Origin of the sequence: Nocardia camponoti (assembly GCF_014646135.1) — a bacterium.
In the GTDB taxonomy this organism is placed as follows: Bacteria; Actinomycetota; Actinomycetes; order Mycobacteriales; family Mycobacteriaceae; genus Nocardia; species Nocardia camponoti.
In genome coordinates this window covers 943,403-960,916 of sequence record NZ_BMMW01000001.1, presented here as the reverse complement: position 1 = coordinate 960,916, position 17,514 = coordinate 943,403, and the positions used below count along the sequence as shown (strand labels likewise).

Annotated in this window: 14 protein-coding genes; 13 read left to right on the top strand and 1 reads right to left on the bottom strand. The window is 66.5% G+C overall.

What is annotated here, in order from left to right; all coding sequences use genetic code 11:
• Positions 1 to 9 precede the first annotated feature (9 nt).
• Positions 10 to 729, bottom strand: a complete 720-nt coding sequence (locus tag IEX78_RS04405) for a DUF3626 domain-containing protein (RefSeq protein ID WP_268240885.1) — start codon at positions 727 to 729, stop codon at positions 10 to 12.
• Between the two features lie 443 nt (positions 730 to 1,172).
• Between IEX78_RS04405 and pyrR the strand changes: the two genes are divergently transcribed.
• From pyrR to IEX78_RS24085, 13 genes are all read left to right on the top strand, one after another.
• Complete coding sequence (gene pyrR / locus IEX78_RS04400) at positions 1,173 to 1,796, top strand: bifunctional pyr operon transcriptional regulator/uracil phosphoribosyltransferase PyrR (RefSeq protein ID WP_188827494.1); 624 nt, start codon at positions 1,173 to 1,175, stop codon at positions 1,794 to 1,796.
• On the top strand, positions 1,793 to 2,749 hold the full coding sequence (locus IEX78_RS04395; protein WP_188827492.1) for an aspartate carbamoyltransferase catalytic subunit: 957 nt from the start codon (positions 1,793 to 1,795) through the stop codon (positions 2,747 to 2,749). Before pyrR ends, IEX78_RS04395 begins: the two co-directional genes overlap by 4 nt.
• A 1-nt stretch (position 2,750) precedes the next feature.
• Positions 2,751 to 4,046 carry a dihydroorotase gene (locus tag IEX78_RS04390; RefSeq protein ID WP_188827491.1) on the top strand — a complete coding sequence of 432 codons (1,296 nt, stop codon included), beginning with the start codon at positions 2,751 to 2,753 and terminating at the stop codon, positions 4,044 to 4,046.
• Between the two features lie 10 nt (positions 4,047 to 4,056).
• Positions 4,057 to 4,545: a PH-like domain-containing protein gene (locus IEX78_RS04385; protein ID WP_188827490.1), complete on the top strand. Its 489-nt coding sequence runs from the start codon at positions 4,057 to 4,059 to the stop codon at positions 4,543 to 4,545.
• Positions 4,538 to 5,677, top strand: a complete 1,140-nt coding sequence (gene carA / locus IEX78_RS04380; protein ID WP_188827488.1) for a glutamine-hydrolyzing carbamoyl-phosphate synthase small subunit — start codon at positions 4,538 to 4,540, stop codon at positions 5,675 to 5,677. Before IEX78_RS04385 ends, carA begins: the two co-directional genes overlap by 8 nt.
• A 4-nt stretch (positions 5,678 to 5,681) precedes the next feature.
• The gene (gene carB, locus IEX78_RS04375; RefSeq protein ID WP_188827487.1) at positions 5,682 to 9,044 is read left to right on the top strand and encodes a carbamoyl-phosphate synthase large subunit; all 3,363 of its coding nucleotides are present in this window, start codon (positions 5,682 to 5,684) and stop codon (positions 9,042 to 9,044) included.
• A 4-nt stretch (positions 9,045 to 9,048) separates the two neighbouring features.
• Positions 9,049 to 9,873: an orotidine-5'-phosphate decarboxylase gene (gene pyrF, locus IEX78_RS04370; protein WP_188827486.1), complete on the top strand. Its 825-nt coding sequence runs from the start codon at positions 9,049 to 9,051 to the stop codon at positions 9,871 to 9,873.
• Positions 9,874 to 10,320: 447 nt separating this feature from the next.
• The gene (gene mihF / locus IEX78_RS04365; RefSeq protein ID WP_043653536.1) at positions 10,321 to 10,641 is read left to right on the top strand and encodes an integration host factor, actinobacterial type; all 321 of its coding nucleotides are present in this window, start codon (positions 10,321 to 10,323) and stop codon (positions 10,639 to 10,641) included.
• Between the two features lie 7 nt (positions 10,642 to 10,648).
• Positions 10,649 to 11,233 (top strand): guanylate kinase, encoded by a 585-nt coding sequence (gene gmk, locus IEX78_RS04360; protein ID WP_188827485.1) that lies wholly within the window; start codon positions 10,649 to 10,651, stop codon positions 11,231 to 11,233.
• Positions 11,234 to 11,293: 60 nt separating this feature from the next.
• Positions 11,294 to 11,572, top strand: coding sequence for a DNA-directed RNA polymerase subunit omega (rpoZ, locus tag IEX78_RS04355; protein ID WP_188827483.1), 279 nt, complete (start codon positions 11,294 to 11,296; stop codon positions 11,570 to 11,572).
• 28 nt (positions 11,573 to 11,600) lie between these two features.
• Positions 11,601 to 12,818 (top strand): bifunctional phosphopantothenoylcysteine decarboxylase/phosphopantothenate--cysteine ligase CoaBC, encoded by a 1,218-nt coding sequence (gene coaBC / locus IEX78_RS04350; RefSeq protein WP_188827481.1) that lies wholly within the window; start codon positions 11,601 to 11,603, stop codon positions 12,816 to 12,818.
• Positions 12,819 to 13,076: 258 nt separating this feature from the next.
• Positions 13,077 to 14,291: a methionine adenosyltransferase gene (gene metK, locus IEX78_RS04345; RefSeq protein ID WP_188827479.1), complete on the top strand. Its 1,215-nt coding sequence runs from the start codon at positions 13,077 to 13,079 to the stop codon at positions 14,289 to 14,291.
• 15 nt (positions 14,292 to 14,306) lie between these two features.
• Positions 14,307 to 17,102, top strand: coding sequence for a primosomal protein N' (locus IEX78_RS24085; protein WP_229683700.1), 2,796 nt, complete (start codon positions 14,307 to 14,309; stop codon positions 17,100 to 17,102).
• Positions 17,103 to 17,514: the final 412 nt, after the last annotated feature.

Below are 17,514 nucleotides of genomic sequence, written 5' to 3'. Positions count from 1 at the left end.
ACACTCAGTTCACGCTCGCTCCCCATAACGAGCAACGCAGTGCCACAAGCGTTTCAACAGTTGAGGGTCGGTGTCAGCAACGGCCGCGCCAAGCACCAACGGGTCCAAAAACCCGTATTCCGCGATCCGCGAACCCAATTCGACTACCTCGGCCCCTCGGTAGTCGCGGTGACGGCGCAACGTGTCGGCCGACAGCTCGTAGCCGGGGTGCCATTCAAGCGGGCACGGCAACAACCGGGCCGCCGCCTCAACCGGCGTCCCGCGATAACACGGGTCCAACACCAGCGCGGCGACATCCAACGCGAGCCGCACCGGCCCGTGAATGTGCGCCTCTACGTAGTCATCGAGCGGATCGTCAGTGCCCGCTCGCGCCAGATCAACCACGCCAGCATGCGCGGCCGTCCCAAACGCGGCTGGACCGAAATGACTGTCGGGGAAACAGAATGTCGTGCGCTCGACAATGTCTTCAACGAGGCGAAAATGGGCCGACCCGAAGCGCGGTGCCGCCCCAAACGGGCTCTTCGCCAAGTCAAGCGCCCCATAAATCGGCCGTTCAGTCGGCGGCGCTTCGTCGTAGACGCCACCGAAAATCGTGCTCTCCCACTGCCATCGGTCGCTGCCGTCGGCGATGAGTCCGCCGTTGCTCGTCCCGGTGGCGAACTGCGAAAGATAGCGCCCGTCGCGTGCCATCGACGTGAGCACATCGGCCCGGTCGGGATGGAAGTTGATGGTGATCGGGAGTGCCCGATCGATCGTCGTCCCGAAGCTGTGCCGGTCGACCCACCGAATGGCCGCATCGATTCGCTTCGCCGCATCGGCCGAGAAAGTGTCGATGGTGTGCTCCCTGCGTTGTGTTGCCTGTTGCCCTCGGCACGCTAGACAACAAGCGCGCCAACGAGAAGGTTTGCGATCGGTGTGCGTCGGAGAAAAAGATCGGTGATCGAATTCACCGTCGCGAGTGATTCGCGACCAAACACCGAAACCTCGACCGCCACACGCGCATTCGCCGATCACGTCCATCATGCCCGCCCACATGCCCGGGTGTCGGCCCTCACAAGCACCCGCTGAGAGCCCCTAGCTGGTTAAAGACCCGCTCAGCCGCTGATAAGCTGGCGCACGGAAGTTAGGCATCCTTTAACGGACCGTCCAGCGAGGCGGGGAAGGAGGTCGGCATGGCTGTGCCCGAACGGGCCGCCAGCACCGGCGCGGAAACATCGCAACGGCACACCCCCGAGTGGGTCGCCGCCGGACGCGAGTTGCTCTCGCCATCCGACGTCACGCGCACCATCGCGCGAATGGCGCACCAAATCATTGAAAAGACCGCGCTCGACGCCCCCGACGCTCCGCGCGTCGTGTTGATGGGCATTCCCACCCGCGGCACCACCCTCGCTCACCGCCTCGCGGCCAAGATCGAGGAATTCTCCGGCGCGCGATCCGCGCTCGGTTCGCTCGACATCACCCTCTACCGCGACGACCTGCGCAGCCGTCCGCACCGCCCGCTTGAGCGCACCTCGGTGCCCGACGGCGGCATCGACAACAGCCTGGTCGTCCTCGTCGACGACGTGCTGTTCTCCGGTCGCACGGTCCGCTCGGCACTCGACGGCCTGCGCGACCTTGGCCGCCCGCGCGCGGTGCAGCTCGCCGTGCTCGTCGACCGAGGGCATCGCGAACTGCCGATCCGCGCCGACTACGTGGGCAAGAACGTGCCGACTTCGCGCTCCGAGGACATCTCGGTGCTGCTGAGCGAGCACGACGGCAACGACGGTGTCTACCTGCATCAGGAGGCGGGCGAGTGAAGCATCTGCTGACAGTCGACGATCTCGACCGCGAAACCGCGACCGAACTGCTCGACGAGGGTGAACGGTTCCAGCAAGCCCTGCTCGGCCGCGAGGTGAAGAAGCTGCCGACGCTGCGTGGTCGCACGATCATGACGGTGTTCTACGAGAACTCGACCCGCACGCGCGTGTCGTTCGAGGTCGCTGGCAAGTGGATGAGCGGCGACGTGATCAACGTGAGCGCGTCGAGCTCGTCGGTGTCGAAGGGTGAATCCCTGCGCGACACCGCACTCACCCTGCACGCCGCTGGCGCGGACGCGCTGATCGTGCGGCACCCGGCTTCGGGCGCGGCGCATCAGATCGCGGGCTGGATGGATAACTGGGCACGCGAACAGGGCACAACGTCGCCTGCCATCATCAACGCGGGCGACGGCACGCATCAGCATCCGACCCAAGCCCTGCTCGACGCGCTCACGCTGCGTCAGCGTCTCGGCGACATCGAGGGCCGTCGCGTGGTGATCGTCGGCGACATCCTGCACAGCCGGGTCGCGCGGTCGAACGTTTCGCTGCTCAACACTCTCGGCGCTGAAGTGGTGCTTGTCGCGCCGCGCACGCTGCTGCCGATCGGCGTTGAGTCGTGGGGCGCGCGCGTTTCGACTTCGCTCGACGCCGAATTGCCCGGTGCCGACGCGGTGATGATGCTGCGCGTGCAAGCCGAACGGATGAATGGCGGGTTCTTCCCGTCGGCCCGCGAGTACTCGGTGAACTACGGACTGTCCGAGCGACGTCTCGGCCTGCTCAGCGACGACGCCGTCGTCCTGCACCCGGGCCCGATGCTGCGCGGCATGGAAATCGCGCCCGCGGTCGCCGATTCGCCCCAGGCGGCAGTTCTGCAACAGGTCAGTAATGGAGTGCATATGCGCATGGCCGTGTTGTTCCGGCTCGTTGGCGCGGCACAGGAAGTGGTGGTCTGACATGAGTGAATTGCTGATCAAAAACGTCAAGCCCTACAACGAGGGCGAACCGGTCGACGTGCTGGTGCGCGGTGGGGTGATCGCCGAGATCGCCGCCGGGATCGACGCGCCCGACGCCGAGGTCATCGAAGGCAACGGCCAGATCCTGCTGCCCGGCTTCGTCGACCTGCACACGCACCTGCGCGAGCCCGGTCGCGAAGACACCGAAACCATCGAAACCGGTTCTGCGGCAGCGGCTTTGGGTGGTTACACCGCCGTGTTCGCGATGGCCAACACCAACCCGGTGGCCGACTCGGCCGTCGTCACCGATCACGTGTGGCGGCGCGGCCAGGAAGTCGGCCTCGTCGACGTGTTCCCGGTCGGCGCGGTCACGGTTGGTCTTGAAGGCAAGCAGCTCGCCGAGATGGGCATGATGGCCAACAGTGTCGGCCAGGTGCGCATGTTCTCCGACGACGGTCACTGCGTCGACGACCCGCTGATCATGCGGCGCGCGCTGGAATACGCGAACTCGCTCGATGTCCTCATCGCCCAGCACGCCGAAGAACCGCGGCTGACCAAGGGCGCGGTCGCGCACGAAGGCCCGACGGCCGCGCGACTCGGCCTCGCCGGTTGGCCGCGCGCCGCTGAGGAGTCGATCGTGGCGCGCGACGCGCTGCTCGCCCGCGACGCTGGCGCGCGCGTCCACATCTGCCACGCGTCGACCGCTGGCACCGTCGAGTTAATGAAATGGGCTAAGGGCCAAGGCATTTCGATCACCGCCGAGGTCACCCCGCATCACCTGCTCCTCGACGACTCGCGCCTGGAAACCTACGACGCGATCAACAAGGTCAACCCGCCGCTGCGCGAAGCATCCGATGCCGCCGCCCTGCGCGCCGCGCTCGCCGAAGGCGTCATCGACTGCGTCGCCACCGACCATGCCCCGCACGCCGAACAGGACAAGTGCTGCGAATTCGCCGCCGCCCGTCCCGGCATGCTCGGGCTGGAAACGGCGCTGTCGATCGTCGCGCAGACGATGGTCGAGCCCGGTCTGCTCGACTGGCGTGGCGTTGCCCGCGTGATGAGCGAACGGCCAGCCCAGATCGTCGGTCTCGACGACCACGGTCGCCCGATCGCCGTCGGCGAGCCCGCCAACCTCACGCTGGTCGACCCCGACGCCGAGTGGACGGTGCACGGCGCCGAACTGGCGAGCATCTCGAACAACACCCCGTTCGAGGACATGACGTTCCCTGCCGTTGTGACAGCCACCGTGCTGCGCGGCAAGGTAACTGCCCGCGAGGGCAAGGCGGCCGGGATCTAGGAGGCCAGACGTGGAAAGAACGCTGTGGGTACTAGGGCTAGCCGCGCTATTTCTCGCGTGGCTGTGGCTCATGTACCGCGCCTGGCAGAAAAAGGCCGCGCGCCAAGCGGGTCGGATCGGTGATCTGCCGACCGTGCCCGCTGAACTGGGTGCGCAACTGCTTGAGCCGACGACCGGCCTCTACCTGGGTTCCACCATGGCACCCAGTTGGCAGGACCGAATCGCCGTCGGTGATTTGGGGTTCCGAGCGACCGCGGAATTGACGCGGTTCGAACGCGGAATCCTGCTCGAACGTGACGGCGCGACGGTGATCTGGATTCCGCAGGAGTCGGTCACCGCGGTGCGAACCGAGCGTGGTCACGCGGGCAAAGTGATGACCGACAATGGTGTGCTGGTAATTCGCTGGAAGCTGCCGACGGGAACCGAGATCGATACCGGCTTCCGCGGCGACGACAAGACGGTGTACCCGGCCTGGACGACGGGAGACGACAATGAGTGATGTGAAAGCGGCTTTGGTGCTCGAAGACGGCCGCGTATTCCGCGGACGGGCATTCGGCGCGCAGGGCCAGACCTTGGGCGAAGCGGTGTTCTGCACCGCGATGACCGGCTATCAGGAAACCCTGACCGACCCCAGCTACGCACGCCAGATCGTGGTGGCCACGGCCCCGCAGATCGGCAACACCGGCTGGAACGACGAAGACGACGAGTCCGGCAAGATTTGGGTCGCCGGGTACGCCGTGCGCGACCCCGCGCGAATCTCGTCGAACTGGCGGGCAACCGGCACGTTGCAGGACGAACTCGACAGCCAGAACGTGGTTGGCATCGCGGGCATCGACACCCGCGCTGTCGTACGGCACCTGCGCACACGCGGTTCGATGAAGGCGGGCATCTTCTCCGGTGACGCGCTCGCCACCGACGACGAGCTGGTCGCCCGCGTGACCGGTCAGCCGTCGATGTTGGGCGCTGACCTGGCCAACGAGGTCAGCACCGACGCGATGTACACGATCGAACCCGACGGTGACCACCGGTTCACCGTGGTCGCGGTCGACCTTGGCATCAAGACCAACACCCCGCGCATGTTCGCCGAGCGTGGCGTGCGCACCCACGTTGTGCCCGCCAACACGAGCATCGACGACATCCTCGCCCTCAACCCGAACGGCGTTTTCCTGTCGAACGGCCCGGGCGACCCGGCAACCCAGACCGGCGCGATCGCGCTCACCCAGGGCGTCCTCGAACGCGGCATCCCGATGTTCGGCATCTGCTTCGGCAACCAGATCCTGGGCCGTGCGCTTGGTCGCAACACCTACAAGATGAAGTTCGGCCACCGAGGCATCAACATCCCGGTCGTAGAAGAGGGCACGGGCCGCGTCTCGATCACCGCCCAGAACCACGGATTCGCGCTCGAAGGCGAGCGTGGCGAGGTGTTCGACACCCCGTTCGGCAAGGCCGAGGTTTCCCACATTTGCGCTAACGACGGCACCGTCGAGGGCGTGCGACTGATCGACGGTCGCGCTTTCTCGGTGCAGTACCACCCTGAGGCCGCGGCTGGCCCGCACGACGCCGCATATCTTTTCGACCGTTTCGCCGCGCTAATGCAAGGCGACACCCGTAGCGAAGCGAAGGGAATCTGACACAGTGCCACGCCGCGAGGATCTAAAGCACATCCTGGTGATCGGCTCTGGCCCGATCGTCATCGGCCAGGCATGTGAGTTCGACTATTCCGGAACCCAGGCGTGTCGCGTGCTGCGGTCGGAGGGCCTGCGCGTGTCGCTGGTCAACTCCAACCCGGCAACGATCATGACCGACCCGGAGTTCGCCGACGCCACCTACGTCGAGCCCATCACCCCCGAGTTCGTTGAGAAGGTCATCGAGAAGGAACGCCCCGACGCGATCCTGGCGACCCTCGGCGGTCAGACCGCGCTCAACACCGCCGTCGCGCTGCATGAGAACGGCGTGCTCGCCAAGTACAACGTTGAACTGATCGGTGCCGACTTCGACGCCATTCAGCGTGGCGAAGACCGACAGAAGTTCAAGGACATCGTCGCCAAGGTGGGTGGCGAAAGTGCCCGCAGCGCAGTCTGTTACACGATGGACGAAGTGCGCGAGACCGTCGCTGAGCTGGGCTACCCGGTTGTTGTTCGACCGTCGTTCACCATGGGTGGCCTCGGTTCGGGCATGGCCTACAACGAGGACGACCTCAACCGTATCGCCGGTGGCGGCCTCGCCGCGTCGCCGACCGCGAACGTGCTCATCGAGGAATCCATCCTCGGCTGGAAGGAGTTCGAACTCGAACTCATGCGTGACCGCAACGACAACGTGGTCATCGTGTGTTCGATCGAGAACGTCGACCCGATGGGCGTGCACACCGGCGACTCGGTCACCGTCGCGCCCGCGATGACCCTCACCGACCGCGAGTACCAGAAGATGCGCGACCTCGGTATCGCGATTCTGCGCGAGGTCGGCGTCGATACCGGTGGCTGCAACATTCAGTTCGCCGTCGATCCGAAGGACGGTCGCCTGATCGTCATCGAGATGAACCCGCGGGTGTCGCGGTCGTCGGCACTGGCGTCGAAGGCGACCGGCTTCCCGATCGCCAAGATCGCCGCGAAGCTCGCGATCGGCTACACCCTCGACGAGATCGTCAACGACATCACTGGCGAAACCCCCGCGTCGTTCGAGCCCACGCTCGACTACGTCGTTGTCAAGGCGCCGCGTTTCGCCTTCGAGAAGTTCCCCGGCGCTGACGCCACGCTCACCACGACCATGAAGTCGGTCGGTGAGGCGATGTCGATGGGCCGCAATTTCTCCGAGGCCCTCGGCAAGGTGCTGCGTTCGCTCGAAACCAAGGCTGGCAGCTTCTGGACCGTCGACGACGGCGAGTGGGCCCCTGCCGACCCGACCGATCCCGCCTCCGTGCGCGCGGCCATCGACGCCATCCTCGCCGACCTGCGCGTGCCCACCGAAGGTCGCATCTACCAGGTCGAACGCGCGCTGCGCTTCGGTGGCAGCATCGAAGAGGTCGCGCTTGCGTCCGGTGTTGACCCGTGGTTTGTCGCCGAGGTGGCTGGCCTGGTCGAGCTGCGTCAGGAAATCCTCGACGCGCCCGTGCTTGACGAAGACCTGCTGCGTCGCGCTAAGCACTACGGCCTTTCCGACCGTCAGCTTGCCGCGCTGCGTCCCGAACTCGCTGGTGAGGCGGGCGTGCGTTCGCTGCGCCACCGGCTCGGGGTGCGTCCGGTGTACAAGACCGTCGACACCTGCGCCGCCGAATTCGAAGCGAAGACGCCGTATCACTACAGCGCCTACGAACTCGATCCCGGCGCTGAGTCGGAGGTCGCGCCGCAGCGTGAGCGCGAGAAGGTCATTATCTTGGGCTCGGGCCCGAACCGCATCGGTCAGGGCATCGAGTTCGACTACTCGTGCGTGCATGCCGCGCAGACGCTGTCGGCGGCTGGCTACGAGACCGTGATGGTCAACTGCAACCCCGAGACCGTGTCGACCGACTACGACACCGCCGACCGTCTTTACTTCGAGCCGCTGACCTTCGAGGACGTCCTCGAGGTGTACCACGCCGAAGCCGAGTCGGGCACCGTCGCTGGCGTCATCGTGCAGCTCGGCGGCCAGACCCCGCTGAGCCTCGCGCAGCGACTCACTGACGCGGGCGTTCCCGTTGTTGGTACGTCGGCCGCCGCGATCGACCTCGCTGAGGACCGTGGCGAGTTCGGTGAGGTGCTTGTCGCCGCCGGGCTGCCCGCGCCGAAGTACGGCACCGCGACCACCGTCGAGCAGGCGAAGAAGATCGCCAACGACATCGGCTACCCGGTGCTCGTGCGCCCGTCGTACGTGCTCGGCGGTCGTGGCATGGAGATCGTCTACGACGAGGGCTCGCTTGAGGGCTACATCTCGCGTGCGACCGAACTCAACCCCGACCACCCGGTGCTCGTCGACCGCTTCCTCGAAGACGCGATCGAAATCGACGTCGACGCCCTGTGCGACGGCGAAGAGGTGTACCTCGCTGGCGTCATGGAACACATCGAGGAAGCCGGCATTCACTCCGGCGACTCGGCGTGCGCCCTGCCGCCAATCACGTTGGGCCGCAGCGACATTGAGGCCGTGCGTCGCTCGACCGCCGCGCTCGCCAAGGGCATCGGCGTCAAGGGTCTGCTCAATGTGCAGTACGCGCTCAAGGACGACGTTCTCTACGTCCTTGAAGCCAACCCGCGTGCCAGCCGCACGGTGCCGTTCGTCTCCAAGGCGACCGCGGTGCCGCTCGCCAAGGCGTGCGCTCGCGTGATGCTTGGCACGTCCATCGCCGAACTGCGCGCCGAAGGCATGCTGCCGCCCGAGGGCGACGGTGGTCACGTGCCGCTCGACGCGCCGGTCGCGGTGAAGGAAGCCGTGCTGCCGTTCCACCGGTTCCGTCGCGCTGACGGGTCGGGCATCGACTCGCTGCTGTCGCCGGAGATGAAGTCGACCGGTGAGGTCATGGGCATCGACGCCGACTTCGGCACCGCCTTCGCCAAGAGCCAGGCCGCCGCCTACGGTTCGCTGCCGACTGAGGGCACCGTGTTCGTCTCCGTCGCCAACCGCGACAAGCGCGCGATGGTGTTCCCGATCAAGCGTCTGCACGACCTCGGGTTCCGCATTCTCGCCACCGAGGGCACAGCGGAAACGTTGCGCCGCAACGGCATTCCGTGTGAGGAAGTGCGCAAGCACTCCGATCCGGAGCGCGTCGACGCTGCGACCGGCATGCCCGAGGCGTCGATCGTCGAGCAGATTCGCGACGGTGAGATCGACATCGTGTTCAACACGCCTTACGGCAACTCGGGTCCGCGCGTCGACGGTTACGAGATTCGTACCGCCGCCGTTGGCGCGAACATTCCGTGCATCACCACCGTCCAGGGCGCGGCCGCGGCCGTGCAGGGCATCGAGGCGTGCATCAACGGCGGCATCGGCGTGCGTTCCCTGCAGGAACTGCACTCGTCGCTGCGAGGCTGAGCCGATGAGCTTCGGTAAACGGCTCAGCGCGGCGATGGCCCAGTTTGGACCGGTCTGCGTTGGTATTGACCCCCACGCCGCGCTGTTGCGGGCGTGGGGGCTCACCGAAGACGTCGACGGGCTTGAGGCGTTCGCGGAAATCTGTGTCGAAGCGTTCGACGGGCGCGTCGCGTTGGTGAAGCCGCAGGTCGCGTTTTTCGAGACCTACGGTTCGGGCGGCATCGCGGTGCTTGAGCGCACGATCGAGGTGCTGCGTGCATCGGGCACGCTCGTGGTCGCCGACGCCAAGCGTGGCGATATCGGCTCGACGATGGACGCCTACGCCAACGCCTGGCTCGGCAACGGGCCACTTGGCTCGGACGCGGTCACGGTGTCGCCGTACCTGGGCTTCGGGTCGCTGGATCCGGCCCTGAGCTTGGCGCGGGCCAACGAGCGTGGCGTGTTCGTACTCGCGGCAACGTCGAACCCCGAGGGCGCGCAGTTGCAGCGCATCACCGCATCGGACGGGCGCACGATCGCCCAGACGATGGTCGACGAAGCGGCGGCGCGCAACGCCGACGCGGACGGCCTCGGCTCGGTCGGCGTTGTCGTCGGTGCGACGCTCACCGAAGCCCCGGATTTGTCGGCGCTCAACGGCCCGATCCTGATGCCGGGCGTCGGCGCGCAAGGCGGGGGAGCGGACTCTATTCGCGCCCTCGTTCCTGCCGAGAGCCTCGCGTGGGTCGTGCCGAGCGTGTCGCGCGAGATCCTCAACGCTGGCCCGTCGGTGAGCGCCCTGTGCGCTGAAACTGAGCGCCTACAGGGGGAGTTCGCCTTCCTGCAAGGCTGAGATTCAACCACATCGAAGACCGGAATCGAGTGCTCGGTTCCGGTCTTCGTCGTACCCGAAGCTCGTGCGTATTTCGCTGCCACTGCGGCCGTTTCGACGCGACACGCAACGCGAAATCACGCGACACGCGCACAATTTTCGGAAAGCCGCTGGTAAGGCGGCATCCCCATCGCGGCCGATTGTCGAGTGTTCAACGCAACCCAGTGGCTAACTTCGGTCGAAGCAGAATAATCGCAGGTGGGCGGCCATTTCCGGGAATCGCCGGTAGGCTCGGTTGAGTGGAATCAGCGGGCAACGCAGCCGGGTCGCGCCCGCTATAGAGCATGGGTAATCCGGCCCTGACCTGGGGGTCGGGTTCGCAATCGGCGCGCACCGTGGGTACGGTCGCACAGACCGTTCGGGTAACCGGCGGTAGATCTAGCAATAAACGATGAGACGGAGGAACCCGTGGCCCTTCCCCAGCTGACTGACGAGCAGCGCGCCGCTGCTCTGGAGAAGGCGGCGGCCGCTCGCCGCGCTCGGGCAGAGCTCAAGGAGCGCCTGAAGCGTGGCGGCACCAACCTGAAGCAGGTCCTCACCGACGCCGAGTCTGATGAGATTCTCGGCAAGATGAAGGTTTCTGCGCTGCTTGAGGCTTTGCCGAAGGTGGGCAAGGTCAAGGCGGCCGAGATCATGACCGAGCTGGAGATCGCCCCCACCCGGCGTCTCCGTGGCCTGGGCGACCGTCAGCGCAAGGCGCTGCTGGCTCGCTTCGACTTCGACGCGTAAGAATCTGGTGGACAACAACACGCGGAAGGGCCGACTGGTAGTACTGGTCGGCCCCTCGGCCGTCGGCAAGTCGACGGTTGTGAAATGCGTGCGGGAACGCCTGCCCGAACTGGTGTTCAGCGTTTCGGCGACCACCCGGGATCCCCGTCCCGGTGAAGTCGACGGCCGCGACTACCGTTTTGTTTCCCGAGCCGAGTTCGACGCCATGATTGAGGCGAGCGAACTGCTCGAATGGGCAGACATCCACGGGGGGTTGCAGCGATCAGGCACCCCCGCGGCACCGGTGCGTGAAGCACTGGCCGCCGGACTTTCGGTATTGATCGAAGTCGACCTGGCCGGAGCGCGGTCAGTGCGACAGGCGATGCCCGAAGCACTGCTGGTGTTTCTCGCGCCGCCGAGCTGGGAAGAACTCGTGTCGCGACTACGTTCGCGCGGAACCGAGAGCCCTGAGGTGATCGAGCGCAGGCTTGAGACCGCCCGGGTTGAGCTGGCCGCGTGTGACGAGTTCGACACTGTCATCGTCAACAACGAGGTGACGACGGCTTGCGAGCAATTGGTATCCTTGTTCGTTAGCACAAATTCGAGTTCTTAGCAGACTAAGTCCGCGACCCAGTCCGCAATTTCTCCCTTCGACTCCCAGGAGCCTCCTCTCGTGAGCACCGACCTCTCCGCAGTGCCTGCCTACGACACCCCGATTGGCCTCACCAACCCGCCGATCGACGAACTTCTTGAGCGCACCTCGTCCAAGTACGCCCTGGTGATCTACGCGGCCAAGCGCGCCCGTCAGATCAACGACTACTACAACCAGCTCGGCGACGGCATCCTCGAATACGTCGGCCCGCTGGTCGAGCCCGGTCTTCAGGAGAAGCCGCTCTCGGTCGCTATGCGCGAGATTCACTCCGACCTGCTTGAGCACACCGAGGGCGAGTGACGATCTTTCTTTCGGAGGCGTAAACACCATGCGGATCGTCGTCGGGGTTGGCGGGGGCATCGCGGCCTATAAGGCGTGTGCCCTCGTTCGCCGGTTCACCGAGACCGGCCATCAGGTGCGAGTTATTCCCACCGAGTCGGCCCTGCAATTCGTCGGTAAGGCCACGTTTGAGGCGCTGTCGGGTCAGCCCGTCAGCACCTCCGTGTTCACTGATGTCCCTGAGGTGCCGCATGTGCGGATTGGCCAGGAGGCCGATCTCGTTGTCATCGCACCCGCTACCGCCGACTTGATGGCGCGCGCCGCCCAAGGTCGCGCCGACGATCTGCTTACCGCCACCCTGCTCACCGCGCGATGTCCGGTGCTGTTCGCGCCGGCGATGCACACCGAAATGTGGGAGCACCCGGCCACCGTCGCCAACGTCGCCACCTTGCGCGCGCATGGTGCGACGGTGATGGAACCGGCATCAGGTCGCCTCACCGGCACCGATACCGGTCCCGGTCGGCTGCCCGAGCCGGAGGAAATCTTCGGGCTGGCCTCGCTGCTGCTCGAGCGGCCCGACGCGTTGCCGCGCGACCTGGAAGGTCGTCGCGTCATCATCACCGCTGGTGGCACGCGCGAACCGCTCGACCCGGTGCGTTTCCTCGGCAACCGCAGCTCCGGCAAGCAGGGCTATGCGTTGGCGCGCGTCGCCGCGCAGCGCGGTGCTTCGGTCACCTTGATCGCGGGCAACACCGTCGAATTGGCCCCGCCCGCCGCCGTCGATCTGGTGCACATCACCACCGCTGAGCAGCTCGCGACCGCTGTCGACAAGCATGCCGTCGGTGCCGATGCCGTCATCATGGCCGCCGCTGTCGCCGACTTCCGGCCAACCAATGTGGCCGCCGCCAAGATCAAAAAGGGCGCGAACGAGCCCGATGTGATCCCCCTCACCAAAAACCCCGACATTTTGGCCGGGCTGGTCACCGCCCGCACCGAAGGTCGGCTTGGTGACACCGCGATCGTCGGGTTCGCCGCCGAGACCGGTGATGAGAACGGCGACGTCCTCACCCACGCCCGCGCCAAACTCGCGCGCAAGGGCTGTGACTTGCTTGTTGTCAACGCGGTCGGCGAGGGCAAGGCATTCGAAGTCGACACCAACGACGGCTGGCTGCTTGGTGCCGACGGCACCGAATCCGCGCTGGATCACGGGTCGAAAGCGCTGCTCGCGAGTCGCGTGCTTGACGCGCTCATTCCGCTGCTGCACTAGCCGCTAGGGATACGCGCAGGGTGCGTGAAATACGTTCCGCGACAACGAAAGTCGCATAGTCTACCGGCCCGGACAAGGTCGCGGTGTTGCTTCGGCCGCCGCGGCGCACAGTCCGGGACAGTCTGTGCGCACTGCACCACCTTGTCGGTGCTTTGGAATAGTCTTGACAACAAGGTCGCGCGACGCGGGCTCTACGAAGGTGGGGTCGGGGTTGTCGCGAACCGAATCGAGTAACCCGTTGAGGGAGAGGGAATAACTGTGCGTACGACAGGTAGTCGGCTATTCACCAGTGAGTCCGTGACCGAGGGGCATCCGGACAAAATCTGTGACGCGATCAGCGATTCCATCCTCGACGCCCTTCTCGCCGCCGACCCGCACAGCCGTGTCGCGGTCGAAACTCTCGTCACCACCGGTCAGGTTCATGTCGCGGGCGAGGTCACCACCTCCGCTTACGCGGACATCCCCAAGATCGTGCGCGAGAAGGTCCTCGAAATCGGATACGACTCGTCGGCAAAGGGTTTCGACGGCAACTCGTGCGGTGTCAACATCGCCATCGGCGCGCAGTCGCCCGATATCGCCCAGGGTGTCGACCACTCGCATGAGGCGCGTGTCGACGGTTCCGATGATGCGATCGAGCGTCAGGGCGCGGGCGACCAGGGCCTGATGTTCGGTTACGCGACCATCGACACCCCTGAGCTGATGCCGCTGCCGATCGCGCTCGCGCACCGCCTGTCGCGCAAGCTCACCGAGGTCCGCAAGTCGGGTGTGCTGCCCTACCTGCGCCCCGATGGCAAGACCCAGGTCACCATCGAATACGACGGCGACCAGGCCGTCCGCCTCGACACCGTCGTCATCTCGACCCAGCACGCGGCCGACATCGACCTCGACAACCTGCTCGCGCCCGACATCCGCGCGAAGGTGCTCGACTCGGTGCTCGCCGACCTGAATGTGCCCACCCTCGACACCTCCGACGTGCGTCTGCTGGTGAACCCCACCGGCAAGTTCGTGCTCGGCGGCCCGATGGGCGACGCTGGCCTCACCGGCCGCAAGATCATCGTCGACACCTACGGCGGCATGGCTCGCCACGGTGGCGGCGCGTTCTCGGGCAAGGACCCGTCAAAGGTCGACCGTTCGGCTGCCTACGCCATGCGTTGGGTTGCCAAGAACGTGGTCGCGGCTGGGCTTGCCGACCGTGTTGAGGTGCAGGTCGCCTACGCCATCGGCAAGGCTGCCCCGGTTGGTCTGTTCGTTGAGACCTTCGGCACCGAAAAGGTCGACCCGGCCAAGATCTCCACCGCCATCTCGGAGGTCTTCGACCTGCGTCCGGGCGCGATCATCCGCGACCTCGACCTGCTGCGTCCCATCTACGCACCGACCGCCGCGTACGGCCACTTCGGTCGCACCGATGTCGACCTGCCGTGGGAGCACACCGACCGCGCGGAGAAGCTGCGCGCGGCCATCCCCGGCCTGTAGGACGCATCGGCACCGGTGCCAGCCGACGCAACGTCGCCTACGACAGCAGCGGGACACCCGATCGCTCGGGTGCTCCCGCTGCTGTCGCCCGCACACCTTGACCGCGACTTCGACTATCTTGTCCCGCCGGAGATGGACGCCGAGGCCCAACCGGGCGTGCGAGTGCGCGTCCGTTTCGCTGGTCGCCTGGTGGACGGCTATTTGCTGGAGCGGCTCCCGCACAGCGACCACACCGGCAAGCTGGTCCCGCTGGACCGCGTAGTTTCCCCGGAACGGGTGTTGACCCCGGAGATCCTGCGTTTGGTGAACGCGGTAGCGGCACGCTACGCGGGCACCCGAGCCGACGTTTTACGTTTGGCGATCCCGCCCCGCCACGCCCGAACCGAACTTGGCTCCGCCCCGAAGAAGAGTGCGAAAAGCGTCGCGCCGCAGGGTGTTTCGCTGGAGCCTGACGTTGCCCTCGCCGCAGCGACTACCACTCGGACTGCGTCGAGGAACGCGGGAACCCCAGTGGTCCAAGACATGTCGGATGCTGCGACAGGAGACTTGGGCGGCCCGGTTAGCTCGGAAGACTCTTCGGCGCTCCACGTGTGTGCGACGCTGAATGCGGAACATGGCGTGCAGCGTGAAGGTCACGCCGCTGCGCACCCGACGCCCTCAGCATATTCGGCGATGCAGGCATTCCCGCCTGAATCAGCGTCAGCGGCGCAGGAGGCGGAGCGAGTTGCGCGGCAGGGCGATCGCACGGTTTCGAGTTCGACGCCCCCAGCAGACTCGGCGACGCAGGCAGTTTCGTCGGACACGGCGTGGACATCGCTGCACACGGAACATGGTGCACCGCAAGCAGATCAGACAGTTTCTGATGAGGCCCAGCAGGCAGCCGCGCCCAAAACCGCGCGGGATTTAACCGACCCTGTGACGGTTGCCAATGATGCGATAGCTGGGCCTGCTTCAAGTCACGTGACGCCAGGTGTCCCACCCCTGCCGTCGCCCGCCGCACGATCGTTGGCGTCGGCACCTGTGGTTAACGCCGGAGCGGACGGGGCGACGGTTGGTCTGCCGTCTAGCCAGGGTGACCCGGGCGATGAAGTCGGCGACGCCCAACGGCAATCAGTGTCCGATCCCGTAGTTCAAGGCGGATCGATCGCCGCCGCCAGCGAGTCAGCCACGCATGGAGGGCGGGGCGAGGAGGACGCGCGACCGGCGGATAACCCCATCGACACCACCGCCTGGCAGCGCTATCGGCACGGCGACGCCTTCCTTTCCGCGCTTGCGGACAAGCGGGGCCCGCGGGCTGCGTGGCAAGCGCTGCCAGGGGAGGACTGGGCTGCTCGGCTCGCTGAGTTGGCCGCGACCGTCGTCAAAGCTGGGCGCAGTGCGGTGCTGCTCGTTCCCGACCAACGCGACCTCGATCGGCTCCTCACGGAATGTGTTGCCCTGGTAGGGGATTCGGCAGTTGGGCTGTCGGCCGGGCTTGGTCCTGCCGCGCGGTACCGTCGCTGGCTGGCGGTGTTGCGGGGGCAGGCGCGCATTGTTGTCGGCACGCGCGCATCCGTTTTCGCGCCGGCCAAGGATCTGGGGCTCATCGCCATCTGGGACGACGGCGACGACACCTACGCCGAACCGCGCGCGCCTTATCCGCACGCGCGTGAGGTCGCGATGCTGCGCGCGCACGAGACGGGCGCGGCCTTCGTTGCAGGCGGTTTCGCGCGGTCCGCCGAAATTCAGGCCGTCGTCGACTCCGGGTGGGCCCACGATCTTGTCGCCGACCGGCAACTGCTCCGCTCGGTCACCCCACGCATCAGCGCGCCCGGTGACAGCGACTACGCGCTCGAACGCGACCCCATCGCCAAAGCGATCCGCATCCCGGGTGTCGCGTTCGCCGCCGCTCGGGCCGCGCTGAAGGAAAACGCGCCGGTACTCGTCCAGGTCCCGCGCCGCGGTTACGTCCCCGCGCTCGCCTGCGCGAAATGCCGAACCCCCGCGCGCTGTCGCCACTGCAACGGCCCCCTTGCCTTGCCGCACACCTCCGACGGGACGGCGGCGAGCCCGCACTGTCGCTGGTGTGGCGTCACCGACGCCGCGTTCCGATGTTCGGCTTGCGGCGGAAGAGCATTGCGCGCCACTGTGATTGGTGCGCAGCGCACTGCGGAAGAACTCGGACGCGCGTTCCCCGGCGTGCCCATTCGCGGGTCCGGCGGGGGCGAAGTGCTCGATACGGTCGACCCCGGCGCGAGCGTGGTGGTTGCGACCCCCGGCGCGGAACCGACGGTGCCCGGCGGCTACGGCGTGGCGCTGTTGCTTGACGGGTGGGCGCTGCTCAGCCGCGCCGACCTGCGCGCCGCCGAAGACACGCTCCGCCGCTGGATGGGCGCGGCCGCCCTGGTCCGCCCGCGCGGCCAGGTGATCGTCATGGCCGAACCCGACCAGCCGACGGTGCAAGCCCTCGTTCGCTGGGACCCCGTCAATCACGCCGCCGCCGAACTCGCCGCCCGCGCTGACGTGGGCTTTCCACCCGCTGTCCGATTGGCCGCGATTGACGGAACAACGGCATCGATCGCGGAATTGCTCGACGCCGCGCAGCTTTCCGACCGCGTCGAGGTCCTCGGCCCGGTCCCGCTGCCGCCGACGGCCCGCAAACCGTTTTCCAGCGCGGAAGAACCCGCCGAAGTTGAGCGAATGCTGTTGCGCGTGACCCGGTCTGACGGCGCGGCGTTAGCCCGGGCCCTGACCGCAGCCCAGGCCGTCCGCAGCACGCACCGCTCAGATGCCCCGCTGCGCGTCCAAATCGACCCGGTCGACATAGGGTGACCCCCCGCGCCGGGCGTGTCCAGCGCGCCCGCTTGGCATTTTCGTGCACGTTCGCGCGCATGCCCCTCGAATCCGCCTGTCGCCCTTCGAACTTGCACGAAAATGCCACTCGACACGCGCGAAACTCAGCGTTCGGGCGGCGCAGCAGGCTGTAGACCTCGTGTCAGGGGCCGCGCGCACGCCGCCAGCGAGTCTGTTGCCGCGAGCCCGTCCTCCACGTCACCGCGAATCCACATTGCCCATCCGCCTGGGCGCGGCAACGGCGTTCGCACTATTCGGGCGTGTCGCGCCGGTCGCCGTTGGCATTTTCGTGCACTTTCGCGCGCAAACGCCTCGAATTCGCCTGTTGCCCTTCGAACCTGCACGAAAATGCCACTCGACACGCGCGGAATCAGTGCTTCGGGCTGGCTCG

Excerpts from the sequence above, each read along its gene's own strand:
- pyrR (WP_188827494.1), top strand. The coding sequence starts at position 1,173 with ATGGCTGTGCCCGAACGGGCCGCCAGCACCGGCGCGGAAACATCGCAA.
- IEX78_RS04390 (WP_188827491.1), top strand. The coding sequence starts at position 2,751 with ATGAGTGAATTGCTGATCAAAAACGTCAAGCCCTACAACGAGGGCGAA.
- carA (WP_188827488.1), top strand. The coding sequence starts at position 4,538 with ATGAGTGATGTGAAAGCGGCTTTGGTGCTCGAAGACGGCCGCGTATTC.
- pyrF (WP_188827486.1), top strand. The coding sequence starts at position 9,049 with ATGAGCTTCGGTAAACGGCTCAGCGCGGCGATGGCCCAGTTTGGACCG.
- coaBC (WP_188827481.1), top strand. The coding sequence starts at position 11,601 with ATGCGGATCGTCGTCGGGGTTGGCGGGGGCATCGCGGCCTATAAGGCG.